Source organism: Verrucomicrobiales bacterium, from assembly GCA_016793885.1.
Taxonomy (GTDB): Bacteria; Verrucomicrobiota; Verrucomicrobiia; order Limisphaerales; family UBA11320; genus UBA11320.
In genome coordinates this window covers 68748-85317 of sequence record JAEUHE010000183.1, presented here as the reverse complement: position 1 = coordinate 85317, position 16570 = coordinate 68748, and the positions used below count along the sequence as shown (strand labels likewise).

Annotated in this window: 12 protein-coding genes; 6 read left to right on the top strand and 6 right to left on the bottom strand. The window is 54.0% G+C overall.

Translation table 11 applies throughout. From position 1 onward, the window contains the following. Nucleotides 1-127 precede the first annotated feature (127 nt). The 5 genes from JNN07_21535 to JNN07_21515 all read left to right on the top strand — a co-directional run bounded on the left by JNN07_21535 (nucleotide 128) and on the right by JNN07_21515 (nucleotide 5113). On the top strand, nucleotides 128-502 hold the full coding sequence (locus JNN07_21535) for a hypothetical protein (GenBank protein ID MBL9170333.1): 375 nt from the start codon (nucleotides 128-130) through the stop codon (nucleotides 500-502). Between the two features lie 227 nt (nucleotides 503-729). Beyond that, nucleotides 730-2196 (top strand): hypothetical protein, encoded by a 1467-nt coding sequence (locus JNN07_21530; protein MBL9170332.1) that lies wholly within the window; start codon nucleotides 730-732, stop codon nucleotides 2194-2196. Nucleotides 2197-2823: 627 nt separating this feature from the next. Then, a complete protein-coding gene (locus JNN07_21525; protein ID MBL9170331.1) occupies nucleotides 2824-3420 on the top strand; it encodes a JAB domain-containing protein in 597 nt (198 codons plus the stop codon). Between the two features lie 6 nt (nucleotides 3421-3426). Next, nucleotides 3427-3834 (top strand): hypothetical protein, encoded by a 408-nt coding sequence (locus JNN07_21520; GenBank protein ID MBL9170330.1) that lies wholly within the window; start codon nucleotides 3427-3429, stop codon nucleotides 3832-3834. After that, a complete protein-coding gene (locus JNN07_21515; protein MBL9170329.1) occupies nucleotides 3782-5113 on the top strand; it encodes a type I restriction endonuclease subunit R in 1332 nt (443 codons plus the stop codon). Before JNN07_21520 ends, JNN07_21515 begins: the two co-directional genes overlap by 53 nt. A gap of 43 nt (nucleotides 5114-5156) precedes the next feature. On the opposite strand, the gene JNN07_21510 is transcribed toward JNN07_21515, so the two are convergent. The 4 genes from JNN07_21510 to JNN07_21495 form a co-directional block, all read right to left on the bottom strand. Next, nucleotides 5157-7130 carry an ATP-binding protein gene (locus tag JNN07_21510; GenBank protein ID MBL9170328.1) on the bottom strand — a complete coding sequence of 658 codons (1974 nt, stop codon included), beginning with the start codon at nucleotides 7128-7130 and terminating at the stop codon, nucleotides 5157-5159. After that, complete coding sequence (locus JNN07_21505; GenBank protein MBL9170327.1) at nucleotides 7127-10030, bottom strand: PHP domain-containing protein; 2904 nt, start codon at nucleotides 10028-10030, stop codon at nucleotides 7127-7129. Before JNN07_21505 ends, JNN07_21510 begins: the two co-directional genes overlap by 4 nt. Before the next feature lie 4 nt (nucleotides 10031-10034). Beyond that, nucleotides 10035-11318, bottom strand: coding sequence for a DUF2130 domain-containing protein (locus JNN07_21500; GenBank protein MBL9170326.1), 1284 nt, complete (start codon nucleotides 11316-11318; stop codon nucleotides 10035-10037). Between the two features lie 140 nt (nucleotides 11319-11458). After that, nucleotides 11459-12025 carry a hypothetical protein gene (locus tag JNN07_21495; protein MBL9170325.1) on the bottom strand — a complete coding sequence of 189 codons (567 nt, stop codon included), beginning with the start codon at nucleotides 12023-12025 and terminating at the stop codon, nucleotides 11459-11461. A 489-nt stretch (nucleotides 12026-12514) separates the two neighbouring features. Here JNN07_21495 and JNN07_21490 point away from each other — a divergent pair, with 489 nt between their 5' ends. Then, entirely contained in the window at nucleotides 12515-13912 is a 1398-nt protein-coding gene (locus tag JNN07_21490) for a hypothetical protein (GenBank protein ID MBL9170324.1), read from the top strand. Nucleotides 13913-14718: 806 nt separating this feature from the next. Here JNN07_21490 and JNN07_21485 read toward each other — a convergent pair. Both JNN07_21485 and JNN07_21480 read right to left on the bottom strand, forming a co-directional pair. Then, nucleotides 14719-15945, bottom strand: coding sequence for a tetratricopeptide repeat protein (locus JNN07_21485; protein ID MBL9170323.1), 1227 nt, complete (start codon nucleotides 15943-15945; stop codon nucleotides 14719-14721). A gap of 139 nt (nucleotides 15946-16084) precedes the next feature. Then, nucleotides 16085-16435 carry a GFA family protein gene (locus JNN07_21480; protein MBL9170322.1) on the bottom strand — a complete coding sequence of 117 codons (351 nt, stop codon included), beginning with the start codon at nucleotides 16433-16435 and terminating at the stop codon, nucleotides 16085-16087. Nucleotides 16436-16570: the final 135 nt, after the last annotated feature.

Genomic DNA, 16570 nt, shown 5'->3' with positions numbered 1-16570 from the left:
AAATTTGTTCCCCCTGAAGGTCTCCCCCAATTTTCAGTTTGCGCGATGCGCTCCGCCCCGGCTGAACCGGACTTTTGTTCCGTGCCAACAGGCCGCATCGGGCGGCCCCGAACTAAAGGAGCTTCCCATGACTGATCTCATTTACGCTTACACCCGCAAACAAGCCATCGAGGACGGCGAGCAAGTGGACGTGTCCGCGACCGCCACCGAAGCCGGTATTCGTTTCCCGGTATTTCTCACCCGCTCCGTTTTCGATAATTACGTGGCGGTGCTGCCTGAAGTTTCCGGCCAGGATGAATCCGGCAGACTTTGGGACATCCTTTGGATGCTCCGCCATGCCATCAAGAGCAACCCCAGCGGCAGTGAACGCATCGCCTATTCGCTCTACGTCCGAAACGACAATCGCAAGGCGAAGCTCATCCAACTGGAAGCGGTTTGTTCCGCGATGGACATGGACGACCCCCAACCTGCCATCACGGTAATGATGCCCGGCGAGGATTGATCCCTGACACTCATCGGCGGCTGGAATCAAATCCAGCCGCCTCTTTTCTGGCGCAAGACAGCGCCCATTCAATTCCCCTGGCAGACTACGCCTTGAATCGTCGCAGACTATAGCAAACCCTAAAAATGGAGAACTCCAGCCACACGGACTCATGCAACGGTTCAAAAACGAACTTGCTTCGAGCCTAAAGCAGCCGAACAATTCGCTGTAAATCTGATTTGAAGGGCATGTTTCCGGCTCAAGTTAATCAAAATGCTATCCCCGATGAGATGCGGTTTCACCGTTGGGGTGACCTCGGCTTCCTGAGGCGATCAATTGTCATCGCATTGATGATTGCAGTCGCCGTTCTTACAACTACTGCATCTGTTGCCGCCGCCAGCAGTTATCAGGAGATAGTCAAGAAAACCACACAGCTTATTAAAAATTGGGAAGGGACAGAGCTTTCCATCAAGTACGCCGAGATAATCGACAAAGCAGCCGAGAAAGTTGGGAAGGCCCCCGCAGGAGTGCTCGATGGTGAGGCTATATTAAAGCGCATTCACGGTGCCCAAGAGCAAATTAAAGCCATTCAATTTCCTAGCGTGCCGGAGTCCGCGATTGGCACTCCAGAAGACATTTCAGAAAGTCCTGAAAAAAGGCGGGCGGCTCTCGCCGGTGGAGTGAAGTGGCTCGCGGAGCAACATGCCGGCGGCAAACAAAGAGAGGAAGTATTGAGCCAACTCAGAGGCTATCTCCAAAAGGTTAACGTGGCTCAAAAACTTGGTGATTACTATGAGGCGGAATTTCTAAAATTAGCACAGGTTGATATATCGGGAACCCTAGCCCTTGATTGGGTTGAAATGTACGGGACCATCAACCCGGCTATTGATGATCTAGTTTCATCGTTGGAAGCCAAAATTCGCGAACTGGAAAGCCTCATCCTGCTTTCTAAGCAAAAGTTTGACGATGCCGGTTCCTTTTACCGACTGCTAATTGACGAAGAGAGACGAAACCTTACCGTGTTTTCCGCAAAAAAGCATTTCCAACGCAACGGGGAAATGGGGCGTTTGGAAAACCTTGTCAGCCGTGAGAATGAGATCGCTGATGAGACTCGTGCTTTGAACGAACAACTTCGTGAGGTGCAACCACTTTCCAGAGATGCTTCTTTGGCGCGGAGAAGGCTAGATGCCGCAGAAAGGGTTATCGCTAATTACAAGTCAAACCGTCAGGCGGCTTACCGAATTCGCCTTTCTACAAGCGGCTACTCATATTGTCCTGAAAACAATACTTGGGAAAAATGCACGGATCATCCTAATGAGAAGCAAAGGTGGCTAAACGACCAAGCGGAGAAGAGTCGCCAAAAAGTCGAAGAAATCGAAGCGGAGTATCGGGAGGCGAAGCGGAATCTTGCGAGCTTGCGCGAGGAAATGGCCGCAGCTGCGGACGCTTACAATTCACAGGCTGACCCCATAAAAAGGCAGCAAAATGAACTGAAGCAGGAGAGAGTAGAAATTGAAAAGTCCAAGAAGCTCATTCTGTCTAAAATGAAATCGTTGACTGACGAGGAGAAAGCCAACAAGGCATTGGAAGAAGGAAATGCTGCTGATTCAAAGCGCCTAAACGAACTGGGATTCCAGTCAATTCCTTCAGGGCGGCCAACTTCGCGAGGCGGTGCGCGGACGGAAACACCCCGTCCCCGCTCCCTACCACGGTGAGACACGGCATATCACACGCGCTTCGTTTTTGATTCAGGACGAATTCTGGCGGACTTGGGGGATTCTGCGCTCTCCATTCAAAAATAAACGCAACAAACACCCATCGGCGGCTGGAATCACATCTAGCCGCCTCTTTTCTGGCGCAAGACAGCGCCCATTCAATTCCCCTGGCAGACTACGCCTTGAATCGTCGCAGACTTGCGCCACCGCCCGCGCCTGACTCCGCCGTTTCAGGATCGCTCCACTCCTCTCCGCTTCACCACCGGCCTCGACCTCGCGCCCGCGCCCGGCGGTTCTCGCTGCATTGCGTTTCACGACACTGAAGCCATCGGAGACAGGCCACCGATGATGCTTACCCGTCACGCTTCAGGCGTTCGCAATGAAACGCGCCGGTTGCGCCCGCTCCGCGGAATTGGTGGGTAATCCATTGCCTTGCCGTTTTCAGGTCTTTTTCCGCGTTGCTCCCCTCTGCATCGGCCTTTCTTCCGCCCTCACTGCGTCACCGCAAAACCAGCCTGCCCCTCGCGGTGCCCTCTGAAGACCACTCCCACGGGGGAAGGCTGGCGGCTCCGCTTTTTCGTGAAGGGCGAAAGACCGGACCGAACAGCAGAGCACAAAAAAAAGACCATGAAAACTAACACGATCAAAACCAGTAAATCAGAGCTTCAGAGCCGTCCCGAACAGTTGAGCACGGGGCAGCTTGCCGAAACCGCCAACGAACAGATTTTGCCGGGGCTGGTGGAACTGGTGAAGCCATTCAAGTTTCCCGCCTCACCCCATGAATACAAGGTGACAGCGTTGCGCGAATGTCCGACGCCGGAAGCGTTGCAACAGTGCGAGACACCCGACAAGGCAGCGGATTATTGGCGGATGCACATTGCCACGCATCCCTATTTCAACCCGGAGTGTGAATGTCTGGCGGTCTTGCTCTTGAACACCCGCCGCCGCGTTAAGGGGCATCAAATCGTTTCCATCGGCATACAGGACACGATTTTGGTGCATCCCCGCGAAGTTTTTCGGCTGGCAATCATCACCGCCGCCAGTGCCCTGATTGTCATGCACAATCATCCTTCCGGGGAAAGCTCCCCTTCGGAAGCGGACATCAAAGTGACCCGTGATTTAATCCGCGCCGGGCAGCTTTTGAAAATGGAGGTTCTGGACCATGTGATTGTCGGCAACGGCAATTTTTCATCCCTTCGCGCTCTTGGCTATTTCTTCGCCTGACCCTTTATGAAAAACCATTCTGAATCGCCTTTTGGCGAAATCATCTTTTCCTACACCCGCGCCCAAGCTCTTGCCGACGGCGTGCAGGTGGACGTTTCCACCGTCGCCGCCGAGGCCGGAATCCGCTTTCCGGTCTTTCTGACCCGGACGGTCTTTGACGCCTATGTGACCGTGCCGCCCAAAGTCACCGGCCAGGACGAGGCCGGGCGGCTTTGGGATATTGTCTGGATGCTCCGCTTTGCCATCCAAAAGGCCCAGCCGGGGCAGACGCGATTGCCGTTTGCGTTGTATGTGCGCAACGACAATCGCGCCGCAAAGCTGGTGAAACTGATTGCCACCTGCGGCCCGCTCGACATGGACAATGGTTGTCGTCGGCAGCCGCGTGGAGGCCGTGCGTTGGCAACTGGCGATTGAGAAATACATCAAGGAGCGCGGCTACAAGATTGGCACCCTCGTCGCCTTTTCCGGTGAAGTGAACGACAAGGAATCCGGCCCGGATGGATTTACGGAAAACAGTCGCGCCCTGAATCCAAATCTCAGGGGCCGCGACATCCGGGAAGCCTTCAAGGGCGACGAATATCAAATCCTGCTCGTTGCCAATAAATTCCAGACCGGCTTTGACCAGCCGTTGCTTTGCGGGATGTATGTGGACAAGCGCCTTGCGGGAATTCAGGCCGTGCAGACGCTTTCGCGCCTGAATCGCGCCCACCCCGGCAAGGATACGACCTACGTCGTGGATTTCGTGAATGACACGGCGGAAGTCCTCGCGGCCTTCAAGACGTATCACACCACGGCGGAACTCTCCGCGACCACCGACCCCAATCTGGTTTTCAATCTCCGCGCCAAGCTCGACGCTGCCGGGCACTACGATGACTTTGAAGTGGATCGTGTCGTTGTGGCGGAAATGAACCCGACCGCACAACAGAGCGATCTGCTGGCGGCAATTTCCCCGGTCGAAGACCGGCTGATGAAGCGCTACAAGGCCGCGCAGGAATCTTTGAAAACGGCGAAGGACAGCAAGGACGAAGCTGCCGCCAAAGCCGCCCAGGACGAACTGAATGCGCTCATTCTGTTCAAAACCGACTTGGGCGCGTTCATCCGCCTTTACACGTTCCTTTCGCAGATTTTCGACTACGGCAACACGGCGATTGAAAAGCGGGCCATCTTCTTCAAGCGACTTTTGCCGCTACTTGAGTTTGGCCGCGAGCGCGAAGGAATTGACCTCTCGAAAGTGATCCTGACCCACCATCAGCTAAAGAATGCCGGGCGGCAGCCCATGCCGTTGAACACGGGCGAAACGCCCAAGCTGGAGCCCATCACCGAGGCGGGCAGCGGCAGTGTTCAGGAAAAGGAAAAGGCCCTACTGAATGAGATCATCGAAAAGGTGAACGATCTTTTTGAGGGCGACCTTACCGACCAGGACAAGCTGGTTTATGTGAACAACGTCATTAAGGGCAAATTGCTGGAATCCGAAACCCTCCGGCAGCAAGCGGCGAACAACACCAAGGAGCAGTTCGCCAATTCGCCTGACCTGAAAACGGAATTGCTGAATGCCATCATGGGCGCTCTGGATGCGCACACCCTGATGAGCACACAGGCATTGAATTCCGCCACCGTCCAAAACGGGATGAAGGACATCCTGCTCAATCACGCCGGTCTTTACGAAACCTTGCGGGACAAGGCTGCCAGCTAAAACCCCCTATTCCACTGGATACAAAATGGTCCGCCACTGAATCCTATTTGAGGTTCATTACCTGTTGACTGAGCAACTGATCCAGCACCTTTGACCGACTGCCCTGCGAAACGGCCGCATACCGTTCTTCAAGCCGCTCTTTCAACTTGAACAGTCTCTTGGATGCAGTTTGCGTAAGAGTAGAGTAGCAGACGCCTTTGATTGCGGCGTGTTCTACGCCGTTCGCTGAGAGTTTCTTTTCAAGCGTGACGCTAGTGTCAATCCGACTTCCGAGAACAAAACTTTGAGTGAAAAAGTTTCCGTTGATACATCCAGAATTGCGAATCGCGTCAATATACTCCTCGGCTTGGTTAAGTTCAGTCCGGCCTATTTTGGAATCGCCTTTTTTTAATTCCAGCAAGAGCACTTTTCGCGTGGCAGCCAGCCCATCTTTGAGATCAATATCTTCCAGGGCAACGGCGCTGATTGTAGAGTCCGCCAACATCAGCAGGTCCGGGCGTTTGCGCCAGTTAGGGTAATCCTCTCTTTTGCTTTCCACCTTAAACACCGTGTTGACGGCATTTTTTAGGCTGACGTTGGAAGCATATTCGTTTGTCTCAAATTCTGGCCCAAATAGCCACCGCGCTTCCGTTACCAGCGGATGAAGGGTGTGAAGTTCGTCGGTCTCCTTCTTGTTAGCAAGAAGCTCAATGGCTCTAACCGTGCCAATCCGATGATCGATTTCGTCCAAAACTGTGAGCGCATCCTGTGCTGACCACTCGGACAGCAGCCGATCTAAAGCAGCAACATCATCGCTCGGCAGCGCAGAAAGCTTTTCTAAAAGCCGTTGGCCGCTTTTGGTCTGCTGCAAATTGATGATGGCTTGAACAGCCGTCGAAAGCGACTCGGGCTTTATTGTTGGTTCACGCTCAACAACGGATTCCACAAAAGCAGCCACCTCGACCCGCCCGGCACCACTTAATGGCCGAATCGAAGCAAGATTATCCTCAAATGCACGCCGCTTGGTTTCATCAATCTTCTCCTTGGAAAACTCCTGATATTTTTCCAAAGCAAAGTCGTTCAGGGCCTTGAAGAACGTATTGCGCTTTGCCCCTTTCTTAAAGCCCGACCAATCAGCTTCCAATTCTGATTCCATGCAATCGCACCGGACGAGAATTGTAAACCGGCGACCGAAAGTAGTTCTCGCATCAATCGGCGTGAAGCTGCCTACAGTCCAACTTGGCTCCCCGACGAGTCGGTTTTGAACCCAAAATGCAAAGCCTTGTTTTTGCTTGGTTCGCGCACTCTTTTGCGTATCAAGCAAAACAACCTCCACTTCGCCGCAATCAGGCACGTTCAATTTTACAGGATCATCCGCGCCGGGGTGTGAAGCCAGGGAAATGGTCACGCCATTGACCGAAATAACAAATCGGGGGTCATGGATGAAGCGTGCGGAAATCGTCTCACGAATCGCATTCGCATCTGGAATGTTGCGACCAACTTCAGCCTGAACCGTTGTGCCAAAGCCATCGCCTTTGTGCGATTTTTCCGACCGTATGATAAAGGGGTGTTCCCCACTGGACAGTTCAATTTCAAATTCCGAGACCGTTCCAGCTCGTTTAGTGACCACAAGGTAACTGTCTGCAAAACAGAACATGCCGTGCCGTCCGATACCATTGCGCCCGTAGGCCCGCCGCTTACCACCGTCAACATCTGGCGGAAATGTTACCTGCAAGCCTTGATGCTTTTGCCGGTTATACCCCAACTTCATCCACCGTTGCTTGAATTCATCGGCGGTCAATCCCACACCATTATCTACAACCTTGATAATCCCATTGGGCTGCGGTGGAATGACGATGTTTACTTTCGTTGCGCCTGCATCCCACGCGTTAGCCACGAGCTCCGTCAGAGCGTATTCTGCGTCGCGGACAATGTTGCCCAAGCTTTTTACGAGGTAATCATCCTCAAAAAGCGAACCTTGAATGATTTTCTTGGAAGCCGACGAACTGCGATTTATGTCCGCGCGAGATTTTGTCATTTGCCCACCTCATACTTTTCCCGGCGCACACCAAACGCCCAACGAGTGCCTTCCAAAACATCTGTCACATACTGACTCATCGCCGGATTTTCCAAAGCTCCACTGCGGTATGTGATGGCGTTATTGCCAGCCTTATCCATATTGGCGTGGATTATCTGGTCGGCATCGCAGACCACTGCAAGATTGGGATTATGCGTTACAATAAATACCTGTCTCCGCTTGCGTGCCTCTTTGATGCAATCTACCAACACCTTAGCAACAGTGTGGTTGTCCAAATTGCCTTCCGGCTGGTCAATGAGCAACGGCGTATCCCCCTTTTCAATCAACAAAAAGAACACAAGCAGTAAAGTCCCGCGCTCGCCCGGAGAGAGCATTGAGATGTCTTTACCTTCCCATCGCAGAATGTAGCGCGGCTGTATGTATTCCAAGCCGTAGAGCAAGTCGAAAATGTCCTCTGCCTTTTTACCCTTTGGAAGCTGGTCGCGCAGTTGAACCGGCACGGGTGGTTTTTCGCGTTGGTTCGCATGTAAAGCTTGATCAACACTGTCAAGAAATCCGCGCACCGATTCCGTTTCCTGCCAGTTTACGAGTTCCACAAAGCCGTTCGCTTTGGCCCGCCCATCATCCGTTCCCATGAAACTACCTTTCCGATTCAGAGCCAGCAAGCTAAGGAGGCGGTCGGTGAAGTCTTCGTTGGCTAGTTCGGCACGAAACTCCAGTTTCAACTTATCTTTGGCGAGAACGTGGGAATCAATAAATTTTTGAACAGGCTCATAAAGCGTCCGATACACCGCAGCTTGAGCAAGCTTTTCACCGTGAATCTCCAAAGCAAGGGTGATTTGTTCCAATTTCAATGCCGCAATTTTCGCAGGGAGGTCGTTCAGGGCCACAAGCCCGGCCTTGAGTCCCTTCAATGACTCTGTATCGGTTTCACTTCCTTCCAGTTTTGTCCGCTTCTCCTGCCAGTCAGACAATTCCTTTAGGTAAGCCTGATATGCGCGATTAGGGGCATCGAGTTTCGCCTGAAGATCTCCCAGCTTGGTTTGGCTATCGAGCAGTTGTTTTTTAAGGCCAACCGGATTTTCATCGTCTAGCTCCAACTTCGTTGCAGCTATTTTTGCAGAAGCTTCATTTCTGACTTTCTCCGCATCAGTCTTTTTGATTTTGAGCGATACCAAATCGGAGGGTTTCAGACCGAGTTCCGTGGCATCCTCATCCAAGGAAGTCAGAAAAACATCATACTCCTTTTTGAAGTTATCAATCTTTTCCAACAGTCGGCCAGCGACAGCCGACCGACGTTCTGACAATCGCAGACTTTCTTCCGCCTGGGCAATTTTTCCTTCAATATCCTTTTTTGCCTTTTCAGCGTCAGTCAGACTTTGAATCAATGCAGGATCAGGCGGCGTGTCGCCCCCGGTTGCAGCGGGGTTGAGCTTTTCGACAGGCTTGGCTTTGTCATGCGCCTCAAGTTCTAGTTCGCGGCGCTTTATCTTCTCTGATATTTCCAGTTTGGACGCCGGATCAGCCTGCACTTCGAGTGCAGCCCGCGACCGGCTAATTTCCCGAAGTTGCTTCAGAAGTGAATCAATGCGCTTTTGCTTTTCGCCCGTCTGGAAACGCACAAGCTCATCTAAGGTTCCCTGGCCAAGCCGCAAAGATTCTGGAACATGAGAAAAGATGACCGTCTTGAGTTCTTGTTCAAAGGTCTTTTCCCCAATACCGGCGAGCTCGTTACAAACTTTTTCTACATGCTCTTGAGGTAGGTATTTAAGACGTTCAACCTCCTCGTGCGGGGTTGAATCGGCTAAACAACGGGTGATCTTTTCCCCCGAATGCCATTCAAGCGTTGCTTCAAAATGAGGAGCATGGCCGCCGGTCGGATGGCGAAACCGGTGCTTGCTAAGAAATGAAAACGAGTCCGCGTTCTTGCTCGCTCCAAGGAGGCCGAGCATATCCGAAAGAGCGCTTTTGCCGCTGCCTTTATTCCCAATGATTGCTACAAGGCCGGGGTTGAATGAAATGCTGCCGTCGAACCACTTTTCAGTGGCAGGTGCAGTCGGTTTGCGTTCAAACGATATTCCACGAAGATATTTCGTTGGGTTTTGTTCGACACGCACATGCTCCGGCGGGCGTTCACCAATGAAAACTCGCCCATGAGGTTCCCGCAATACCATGAGCAGACCACGAAACGTGGGATCAGCGCGGAACCAGAGCGGCGACTTAATGGTGTATTGCTCTATATTGTGATTGTCGGAGCAAATGATTAGCGGCTTTTCTAAACCCGTCGCCGGAAATATTTTATTTAGATGTATGTCGATGTCCTTTAGCTGCCCAATTTCCATCAGGTCCACCCAGTGTTTTGTAATGTCGTATTTAATCTGCTGCTGAAACTGTTCTTTATTTTTAATTCCTTCTATGGAATTGCTTTTACTCCCTGCATGAATTGAAACAACCCCACCTAACTTTCTGGTTTCCTCTGCGCCTTTTTCAATCGGCACATAAACTTTGTCATCTCCGCCCTTGTTTTGGATTGCTACGTTTGTTAATCCCAAATTGCCTTGAAGCGTTGTCCAAAGGTGGTCGAGATCACAGTCTTCGGGAAAAATGCAGATGTAGTGAATCGGATTTCCACCGTGATCGTCGCGAAGCTCAATGCCCGGCAAGACCGTAAGTTTATTTTCACCGAGTTTTTGCAGTTCCCGAATACGGGAAACATCAATTTGATGATGGTCTGTAATAGCTACAACGCGAATACCCTTTTCAACAAGCCCGTCAACAATTTGTTGATTTGTGACACTTCCGTTTTCGTAATCAAAAGAGCGTGGCGTATGGAAATGCAAATCCCACCGATGCCAAAGGGAGCCACGAGGATCATGTTTTAGGGCGATATTTTCACTCATACGCTCAATCTCCAAGCTGGCTGGAGGCTTTTGAAGCCTCCAGTGCCTTCATTTCCAACCCTTCTATTTCCTGCAACGTCTTGCCCGCAATTCCCTGCATGTCGCCATACATGCCCACCGTCGCTTGCATCACGCGCTCAATTTGTTCATCGCGTTTGGCCCATTGCTTCGTTATGGCCTTTTTCTCTTTGTCCAAGTCTTCCTTCATGTTGGAAAACGCTTCTACAATGGCCTGAACCCGCAACCGGAAACGAGGGCCAGTGAGATACGAATACAGCATTTCCATTTTAGATTGCTGGCCTTCGGATGACTGCCGCGCCACCGCCAATTCGATCAAGGACTGCCGCAACATAATTGCGACAGGGATTGCGACACGCGGATGCGTGACCCAAATCCCGTCAATCAGGTCAAATGCCTCAGTTTCTTTGGGCAAAACATGACTGACCAGGACGGCGATGTCGGCCTTGGCGCTCCGCTGATCATCGCGCAACTTGGCCAGCCAGCCATCGCTCCAGTTTTTGGTGCGTTTGGATTCCCAGAGAATAGTGCCGCAAAGCTGCCCAAGCGGACTGTGAACTTTTTGCAGTGCATCTCCGCCAAACTCACCCTTCGGCACCGGCTCAACATTATCGAAAGGGAACTTTGTCCGCAGCAGTGTTTCCAACTCCAATTCCTGGACCTCGCCTTGGAGTTGTTGCGAGCCTTGTTCCGCGCGGCGTTTCAGTTCTTCGATTTGCTTCTGCATGGAAGCAATCGTTTGCTCTTTCTCTGAAACCTTGAGCTTCAGTTCTTCTTCCGCCTCCTTGCGCGCTTGCTGCCGGGTAGCGTTCAATCCTTCAGACACCCGCTTTTCGACAGTTAAATCGAGTTCGCGCTTGGCATCGTCCAATTCCCGTTGCTTTTTGATCAACTCGGCTTGTGCCTTTTGCGCTTCGGAAAGTTTGGCGTCCTTTGCCTTCAGAATTTCCTGAAGGTCATTTACCTCTTTGGCCTTTTGTTCCAAGTCATTTGAAAGGGCCAGTTTTGCTTTACGCCCCTCCTCCGCAGCAATTTTCTGGCGCTCCTGCTGCATCCGCTCCGCTACTTGGCTCTCAAGGGATTCCCTGGCCTTCGAGAGGGCCGCTTGCTGCTCTTGAATGGCTTTTTCCCGACCGGCTATATCCAAATCCTTTTTTGCCAGCCGTTGTTCGTAGTCGCGCCGCGTGGATTCAATCAGAGGGGCAGCCAACGATTCCGTCAGCTTGATCTCGTTCTTGCACTTGGGGCAAGTGATGGTCGGCTCAGACATAGAATTCCCCTCAGAAATGCGTTATGACAAAAACTCATGTCGCTTTTTCTTCCAAGAGAGAAAGAAAACCAAATTGAGCTATCCGCGTCCACGATTGATTTCTGAAAACCGAGTTTCCGGTGACGATCTCTTGGGGTCGGTCAGCCGAACAACCGCTTCCAAAACGACTGCGCTTTTTGGGCTTGGAGTTCATCATAAAGCCGTCTGTTCTGCCGCCGGATTTTCAGCATGGTTTCTTCCAGCGCCTTTATCTGGTTATTTTGACCGGCAGCCCCCTCCTCCCCGTTCTGGTGCGTCAGCAGCAGCATCGCCTTGCTGTGTTGATCCTGGGCCTTCTCCAGGCTCGTGCGCAGGGTTTCAATCTGGTCCTCCAACTGGCGGCGCTCGCGCTCGCGTTCAGCGCTCAGTTGCCCGTTTTCCCTAAGACTGCTTTCCAGCCGCTCCCGCAAGACCGCCACCTGTTCCCGCAAATCTGACTGACCGCCCTCCGTCAGTTCCTGACCGTCGTTGACAACACCTGACCGCTCCAGGTCCTCCGGGGATTTCACCAGCGGATACACCCGCTCCAGTTCGGCAATATCAATGACCTTGTGATTTCGCTCGTTGAGCGTGAAGGAAAGAATGCCGTCCTTGGTGGCGGTATTGATCGTCTCGCGGCTTTTGCCGGTGAGAAACGCGGCTTCCCTGACACTGACCTTATGGGACATCTGACAACTCCTGACATCGAAGAAAACCCAACAGCGGCCAGTGTAATCGTTTTCCTGACACCTGACCACCCCCCTCCTCCCGGTCAACCACCGTCAGACCTGACGCCCATCTGTGGACACGCTGACAGTCAGGGCGGACTGTCAACCTGACACCCCTACTCCCAAGCCCGCGATTTCATTGCCTGACGCCTTGCGAGCCTGACCGTCAGGCCGTGTCAGGGTTCGTCAACTGGATTGTCCACCTGACTTCTGCTACTGTCAGATTAACGATTCTTGGATTTGCACAGGGTTTTTGCAGCGCTATGTAAACCGGGAATTGCCCACCGCCTCGCCTCTCAGGGCGAAGCACCCCGTCCGTTCAACCAACCAAAGAGGAAGCGCCCGACCGTCCAAAGCCATAAAAAGAAAAACCGCTGTTGGCGCAGCGGTTCGTCTTAGGGGAAACGATTTCGTCTATCTGAAAGCAATCGTATCACCGCCCGAATCGGAATGCAATTCACCCGTGAATCTGCAACGGATTTTTGCGTGCTTTTCCCCAGCTTTCCAAGGCCGCGCTTGGAGATCATGCACCATCTATCATCGGAACTGCCTTCCGTCCCGCCTGGCATCCCAAACAGCAGGGGCGGGCGGATCAGTTCCGCCGAGCTTCGTCACGCCCAGCAGCAGTGCGAAGACTTCGCCGGGCTGGAGGCCAACACCGACCGTTACCGGCTCTTGCTCCTCGTTAAGCGGGCCGGAAAAGCCGCCGGGTTTTCGGCACGGATGATTCACCTGCTGGATTACTACATGGCCTTCACCCGCGACAGCGATTGGGAGGAGGGGGCTCGCCCCGTCGTTTATCAATCCCTGTCCAAGACCGCGCTCGACCTCGGCGTGTCCGAGCGTCAGATTCAGCGCCTTGAGCAGGCGCTATTCGAGGCGGGGGCGCTGACGTGGAATGACAGCGGCAACCACCGGCGCTACGGCCAGCGTTGCGCCAAGACGGGGCGCATTCTTTATGCCTACGGCGTGGACCTGACACCGCTCGCATATCTGAAAGCAGACCTTGAGGCGAAATTGCAGGAGAAGGAACTTTACGACCGCGCCTGGATGGAAACCAAGCGGCAGATTTCCTGGCATCGCCGTCAAATCTGTGGCCGGATGGCCGAAGCCGAGGAGGGGGCTGACAGGCCGGACTGGATGTTGTCAGCCGCCACGCGTTACCAAGCCCTGGCTGTTCCCATCCGCACCTACATGAGCCTTGAGGATTTGCGGGCGCTGCTGGCATCCCACCGCGAGCTTCACCGGGAGATCACGGCGGATGCCGAAGGCCCTCACGAGGTCAGGAAATCGGATAAACCGTCGTCCGATGACGACAGAAATGTCGCCCACAATAATCTTACCAACCAAGAATCATCTGATGAATCAGATACAGGTAGGCGTGCCGCCAGTTGCTTTCGGGAAAGCGTAGTCGAACCAGTCAGCCCCAAATCAGAGGGCAAAGCTGCCCGAGACAGAAGCAGGGAGGAGGGGGCTCAGGACTTGGTGCTTGCCACCGGCATCCAGCACATTTCCCCGAAACAAATCCTTAACGCCGCCAGTGAGCGCTTCAAAGCCCACATCCCCATCGAGCCAAGACCCATGAACTGGAACGACCTCGTTGAAGCGGCCTATCGCCTGAAATCAGAGCTTCAAATCAGCCAGAGCAATTGGGGCGAGGCGTGCCTGACCCTGGGCAGAATAGGGGCCACCGTCTGCCTTGTGCTGACCGATCAGGCGATGCAGCGCGAGAATGACCCGGTGCGAAAGCCCGGCGCGTATTTCCGGGCGATGGTCAACCGCGCCCACACCGGCGAACTGCGTCTGCACAGTTCCGTGTTCGGCATCCTGAAACGGGAGGAGGGGTGAAGCGACTTTCGGAATCAGGCTACCCGAAGGTCTGGCCGGTCCGAAGCCGCTTCGGGAGGCGGCTCATGAGCATCCACCAAAGTGAGGATTGTTTTCTGAATGTGGACAGGGAGCTTCCCCCAAACCCTGACCAGCCGCGTCAGTTCTGGACTGTCCTTGCCGGGACTTTGTGTGTCCCCGTGTGTGTGTGCTTGCCCTGACAGCGCGGAATTGCTTGAATTACTGGCGAATTCGGAGGATAGGGGCGGGCGTTCGAATCCCCCTCTCTCCGCCACTTGTTCTCCGTAACCTGGCGGAGTATTTGCTCGGGGATTCCTTCAAAAGCCCACCTTCTGCAACTCTTTCGCTCCCGCCTAGACAAGTCTCGGTGCGACTCCGCGTTCCGATCGAGACTGACGATGTCGAAGCCCCTGGGTCTGGATGTGAAGGTGCCCGTCCATTAGATTGGAGGGATCCCTCCGCCGGCAGGGAAAGCTGACGGCTGCGGACGACGTACATCGCCCATTTCTGGAAGCGTGCCAACGTGGAGCCTGACCTGACTTGGTAGTGATGGCCGGAGGAGCCGCCCTAAGCGGCGGCCCGCGCATGACCAATTCCGCGAACGTACGTTCAGCCAGTTGGTAGTCGAGCCGGACCAAGTGCCCGAACGTACGTTCATGAGATTGGTCGTAGGGAGGGGTGGGTGATAGTGGATCGGCGTCTCCTGGAGGGGCGGTGCTTCCATGCTGGGCTTCGGGGAGACTCCGAGTGCGCGAGGAAAGGACACGGATTCAGGCTCCGGTTGGTGGGAGGTGCCTGGGGTCGGGTTATCGCGATGGGCCGGGCTGGATGGGTTTCTGATCGAGTTGAGCCAGGGTGGCATTGGCGAAGGACCGCCATTTCCCGAAACTTTCCACCTCCTGGTCGAAGCCTGGGGGTGGCTCCATCATCTTCAACAGTTTCTCCGCGACGGCCTTTAACTCCTGGTCCCGCTTCATTGTGATGAGCGCCTCCAACATCCAGAACTGGACACTCGCCCGTTCCACAAGCCATTGAGCAATGACCATCGGCGGACCCTTCGGCGCCGCCATGCGATCGAATTCCTGTTCGGCTTGTCGGAGTCTTTTGAGTCCTGACTCGACCTGCCCTTGGCGAATCTGAGCATGGGCCAGTTGGGTGGATGCCTTGAGGGACTGCGGAGCCAGTGCCAGCACCTTCCGATACGCGGCCTCGGCCTCCGGATACAGGCCGGCGTTGAACATGAGGTCGGCTGAGTTGCCCCACGCCGCGATGTTCCTGGGATCCAACTCCACCGCCTTCCCGTAGCTTCCCAGGCACAGCTTCAACTGAGTTGCCCTTTCCTTGGGATCCTGAGCCGCTTCGTAGGCCAATCGCCGGAGGAATCCCTGCATAGCGTAGGCCTCGGTGTCTTGAAGCCCCTTCGCGATGGCGGTGTCGATCAAGCCCAGAGCCTCCTCTCGTCGGTCAAGCTTCGCTCCCACAATCCGCGCTTTACGAAAGTACAGGCTGGGGTCCTGCGGATTCGTTTTCAGGATGACATCGTAGTGGGTGACGGCCTTGTCGATTTCGTACATCGCGGAATAGATGTCCCCGAGGAAGCCATGGTAGCGTAGCGCCACGTTCGGCTCCTTCTCCAACTCGATCTCCCGCTCGAGCAGGGTCACTGCCTGGCCGAAGTTTTGGCGATCCACGAGCGCCAGGATTCGCTTCTCGAACGCGCTTGGCTCGGCGCTTTGGAGGATCAGAGTGCCTACCAGATAAACGAGGCAAGTCATTCGGCGTGGACCGAGCGGAGAACGATGCCGTGATGGCGATGACGCAGAACCTAACGAGGAATTAGCCTTCATGAAGGACCATCGACGGCTTCTGTGGCGACTTGAGCTGCGAGCGCCGATCTCTTGCAATAGGTCGAACGCTCCTACGCTGGGCGTACAGAATCGTTGTTGAATCCTCTCGCGGATCTGGCGGTTGTCCGGTAGGAGGTTGTCGAAGAATTCTTCAACGGAATTCGAGGGGTGAATATTCCTGGACATCGGATCGGCATGGCATCTGCCATGCTTGGAGCGGGCATGCAGTTGAGTTCAGATGTGTTTGATCCGGCGGATCGGATAAAAGGGTAACCGGATTTGGCGAGTGACTGTCCCGTGCGTGACTGTTCAACTGGCAATCGACCTAACGTCCAGGTGGCGGGTACTTTTCAAACCGGGGTAGTCCGGGGTTCATCTTATCCCAAGGGTGCGCGTCGGAGGTCCATACCTCCAGCTGTGGGTGAAACCAACTCGGATCATCCAGGCTCGCCGTTCGGATGGCGACAATGTGTGTGGCCGCTTGAGGTTGGACATTAATCGGCGAGCCGCAATCGGGACAGAACCCGCGATGGGTCATGCCGCCCATCTCGCTCGGTGTTGCATGAACACGGGGTGAGCCTTTCAAGAGCTTGAAGGCTTCAGTGGACACAACGACGAGCGATGAGAACGGTCCTCCGCTCGATCGTTGGCAATCGCGACAGTGACAGTTGAGCATGACGAGTGGCTCTGCGGTGCATTCATACCGTATCGCGCCGCAGGCGCATCCGCCTGAGAAGGGTAGGGCTATCTGGGTCATAGTTTTATTGAGTGTAAGTCGCTCTCTACAAAGTGGCGTGCTTCGGTAAAGGGT

What these genes read in the sequence shown, in the direction of transcription:
- JNN07_21535 (MBL9170333.1), top strand. Translation starts at nt 128, where the DNA reads ATGACTGATCTCATTTACGCTTACACCCGCAAACAAGCCATCGAGGAC.
- JNN07_21530 (MBL9170332.1), top strand. Translation starts at nt 730, where the DNA reads ATGTTTCCGGCTCAAGTTAATCAAAATGCTATCCCCGATGAGATGCGG.
- JNN07_21525 (MBL9170331.1), top strand. Translation starts at nt 2,824, where the DNA reads ATGAAAACTAACACGATCAAAACCAGTAAATCAGAGCTTCAGAGCCGT.
- JNN07_21520 (MBL9170330.1), top strand. Translation starts at nt 3,427, where the DNA reads ATGAAAAACCATTCTGAATCGCCTTTTGGCGAAATCATCTTTTCCTAC.
- JNN07_21515 (MBL9170329.1), top strand. Translation starts at nt 3,782, where the DNA reads ATGGTTGTCGTCGGCAGCCGCGTGGAGGCCGTGCGTTGGCAACTGGCG.
- JNN07_21510 (MBL9170328.1), bottom strand. Translation starts at nt 7,130, where the DNA reads ATGACAAAATCTCGCGCGGACATAAATCGCAGTTCGTCGGCTTCCAAG.
- JNN07_21505 (MBL9170327.1), bottom strand. Translation starts at nt 10,030, where the DNA reads ATGAGTGAAAATATCGCCCTAAAACATGATCCTCGTGGCTCCCTTTGG.
- JNN07_21500 (MBL9170326.1), bottom strand. Translation starts at nt 11,318, where the DNA reads ATGTCTGAGCCGACCATCACTTGCCCCAAGTGCAAGAACGAGATCAAG.
- JNN07_21495 (MBL9170325.1), bottom strand. Translation starts at nt 12,025, where the DNA reads ATGTCCCATAAGGTCAGTGTCAGGGAAGCCGCGTTTCTCACCGGCAAA.
- JNN07_21490 (MBL9170324.1), top strand. Translation starts at nt 12,515, where the DNA reads ATGCAATTCACCCGTGAATCTGCAACGGATTTTTGCGTGCTTTTCCCC.
- JNN07_21485 (MBL9170323.1), bottom strand. Translation starts at nt 15,945, where the DNA reads ATGTCCAGGAATATTCACCCCTCGAATTCCGTTGAAGAATTCTTCGAC.
- JNN07_21480 (MBL9170322.1), bottom strand. Translation starts at nt 16,435, where the DNA reads ATGCTCAACTGTCACTGTCGCGATTGCCAACGATCGAGCGGAGGACCG.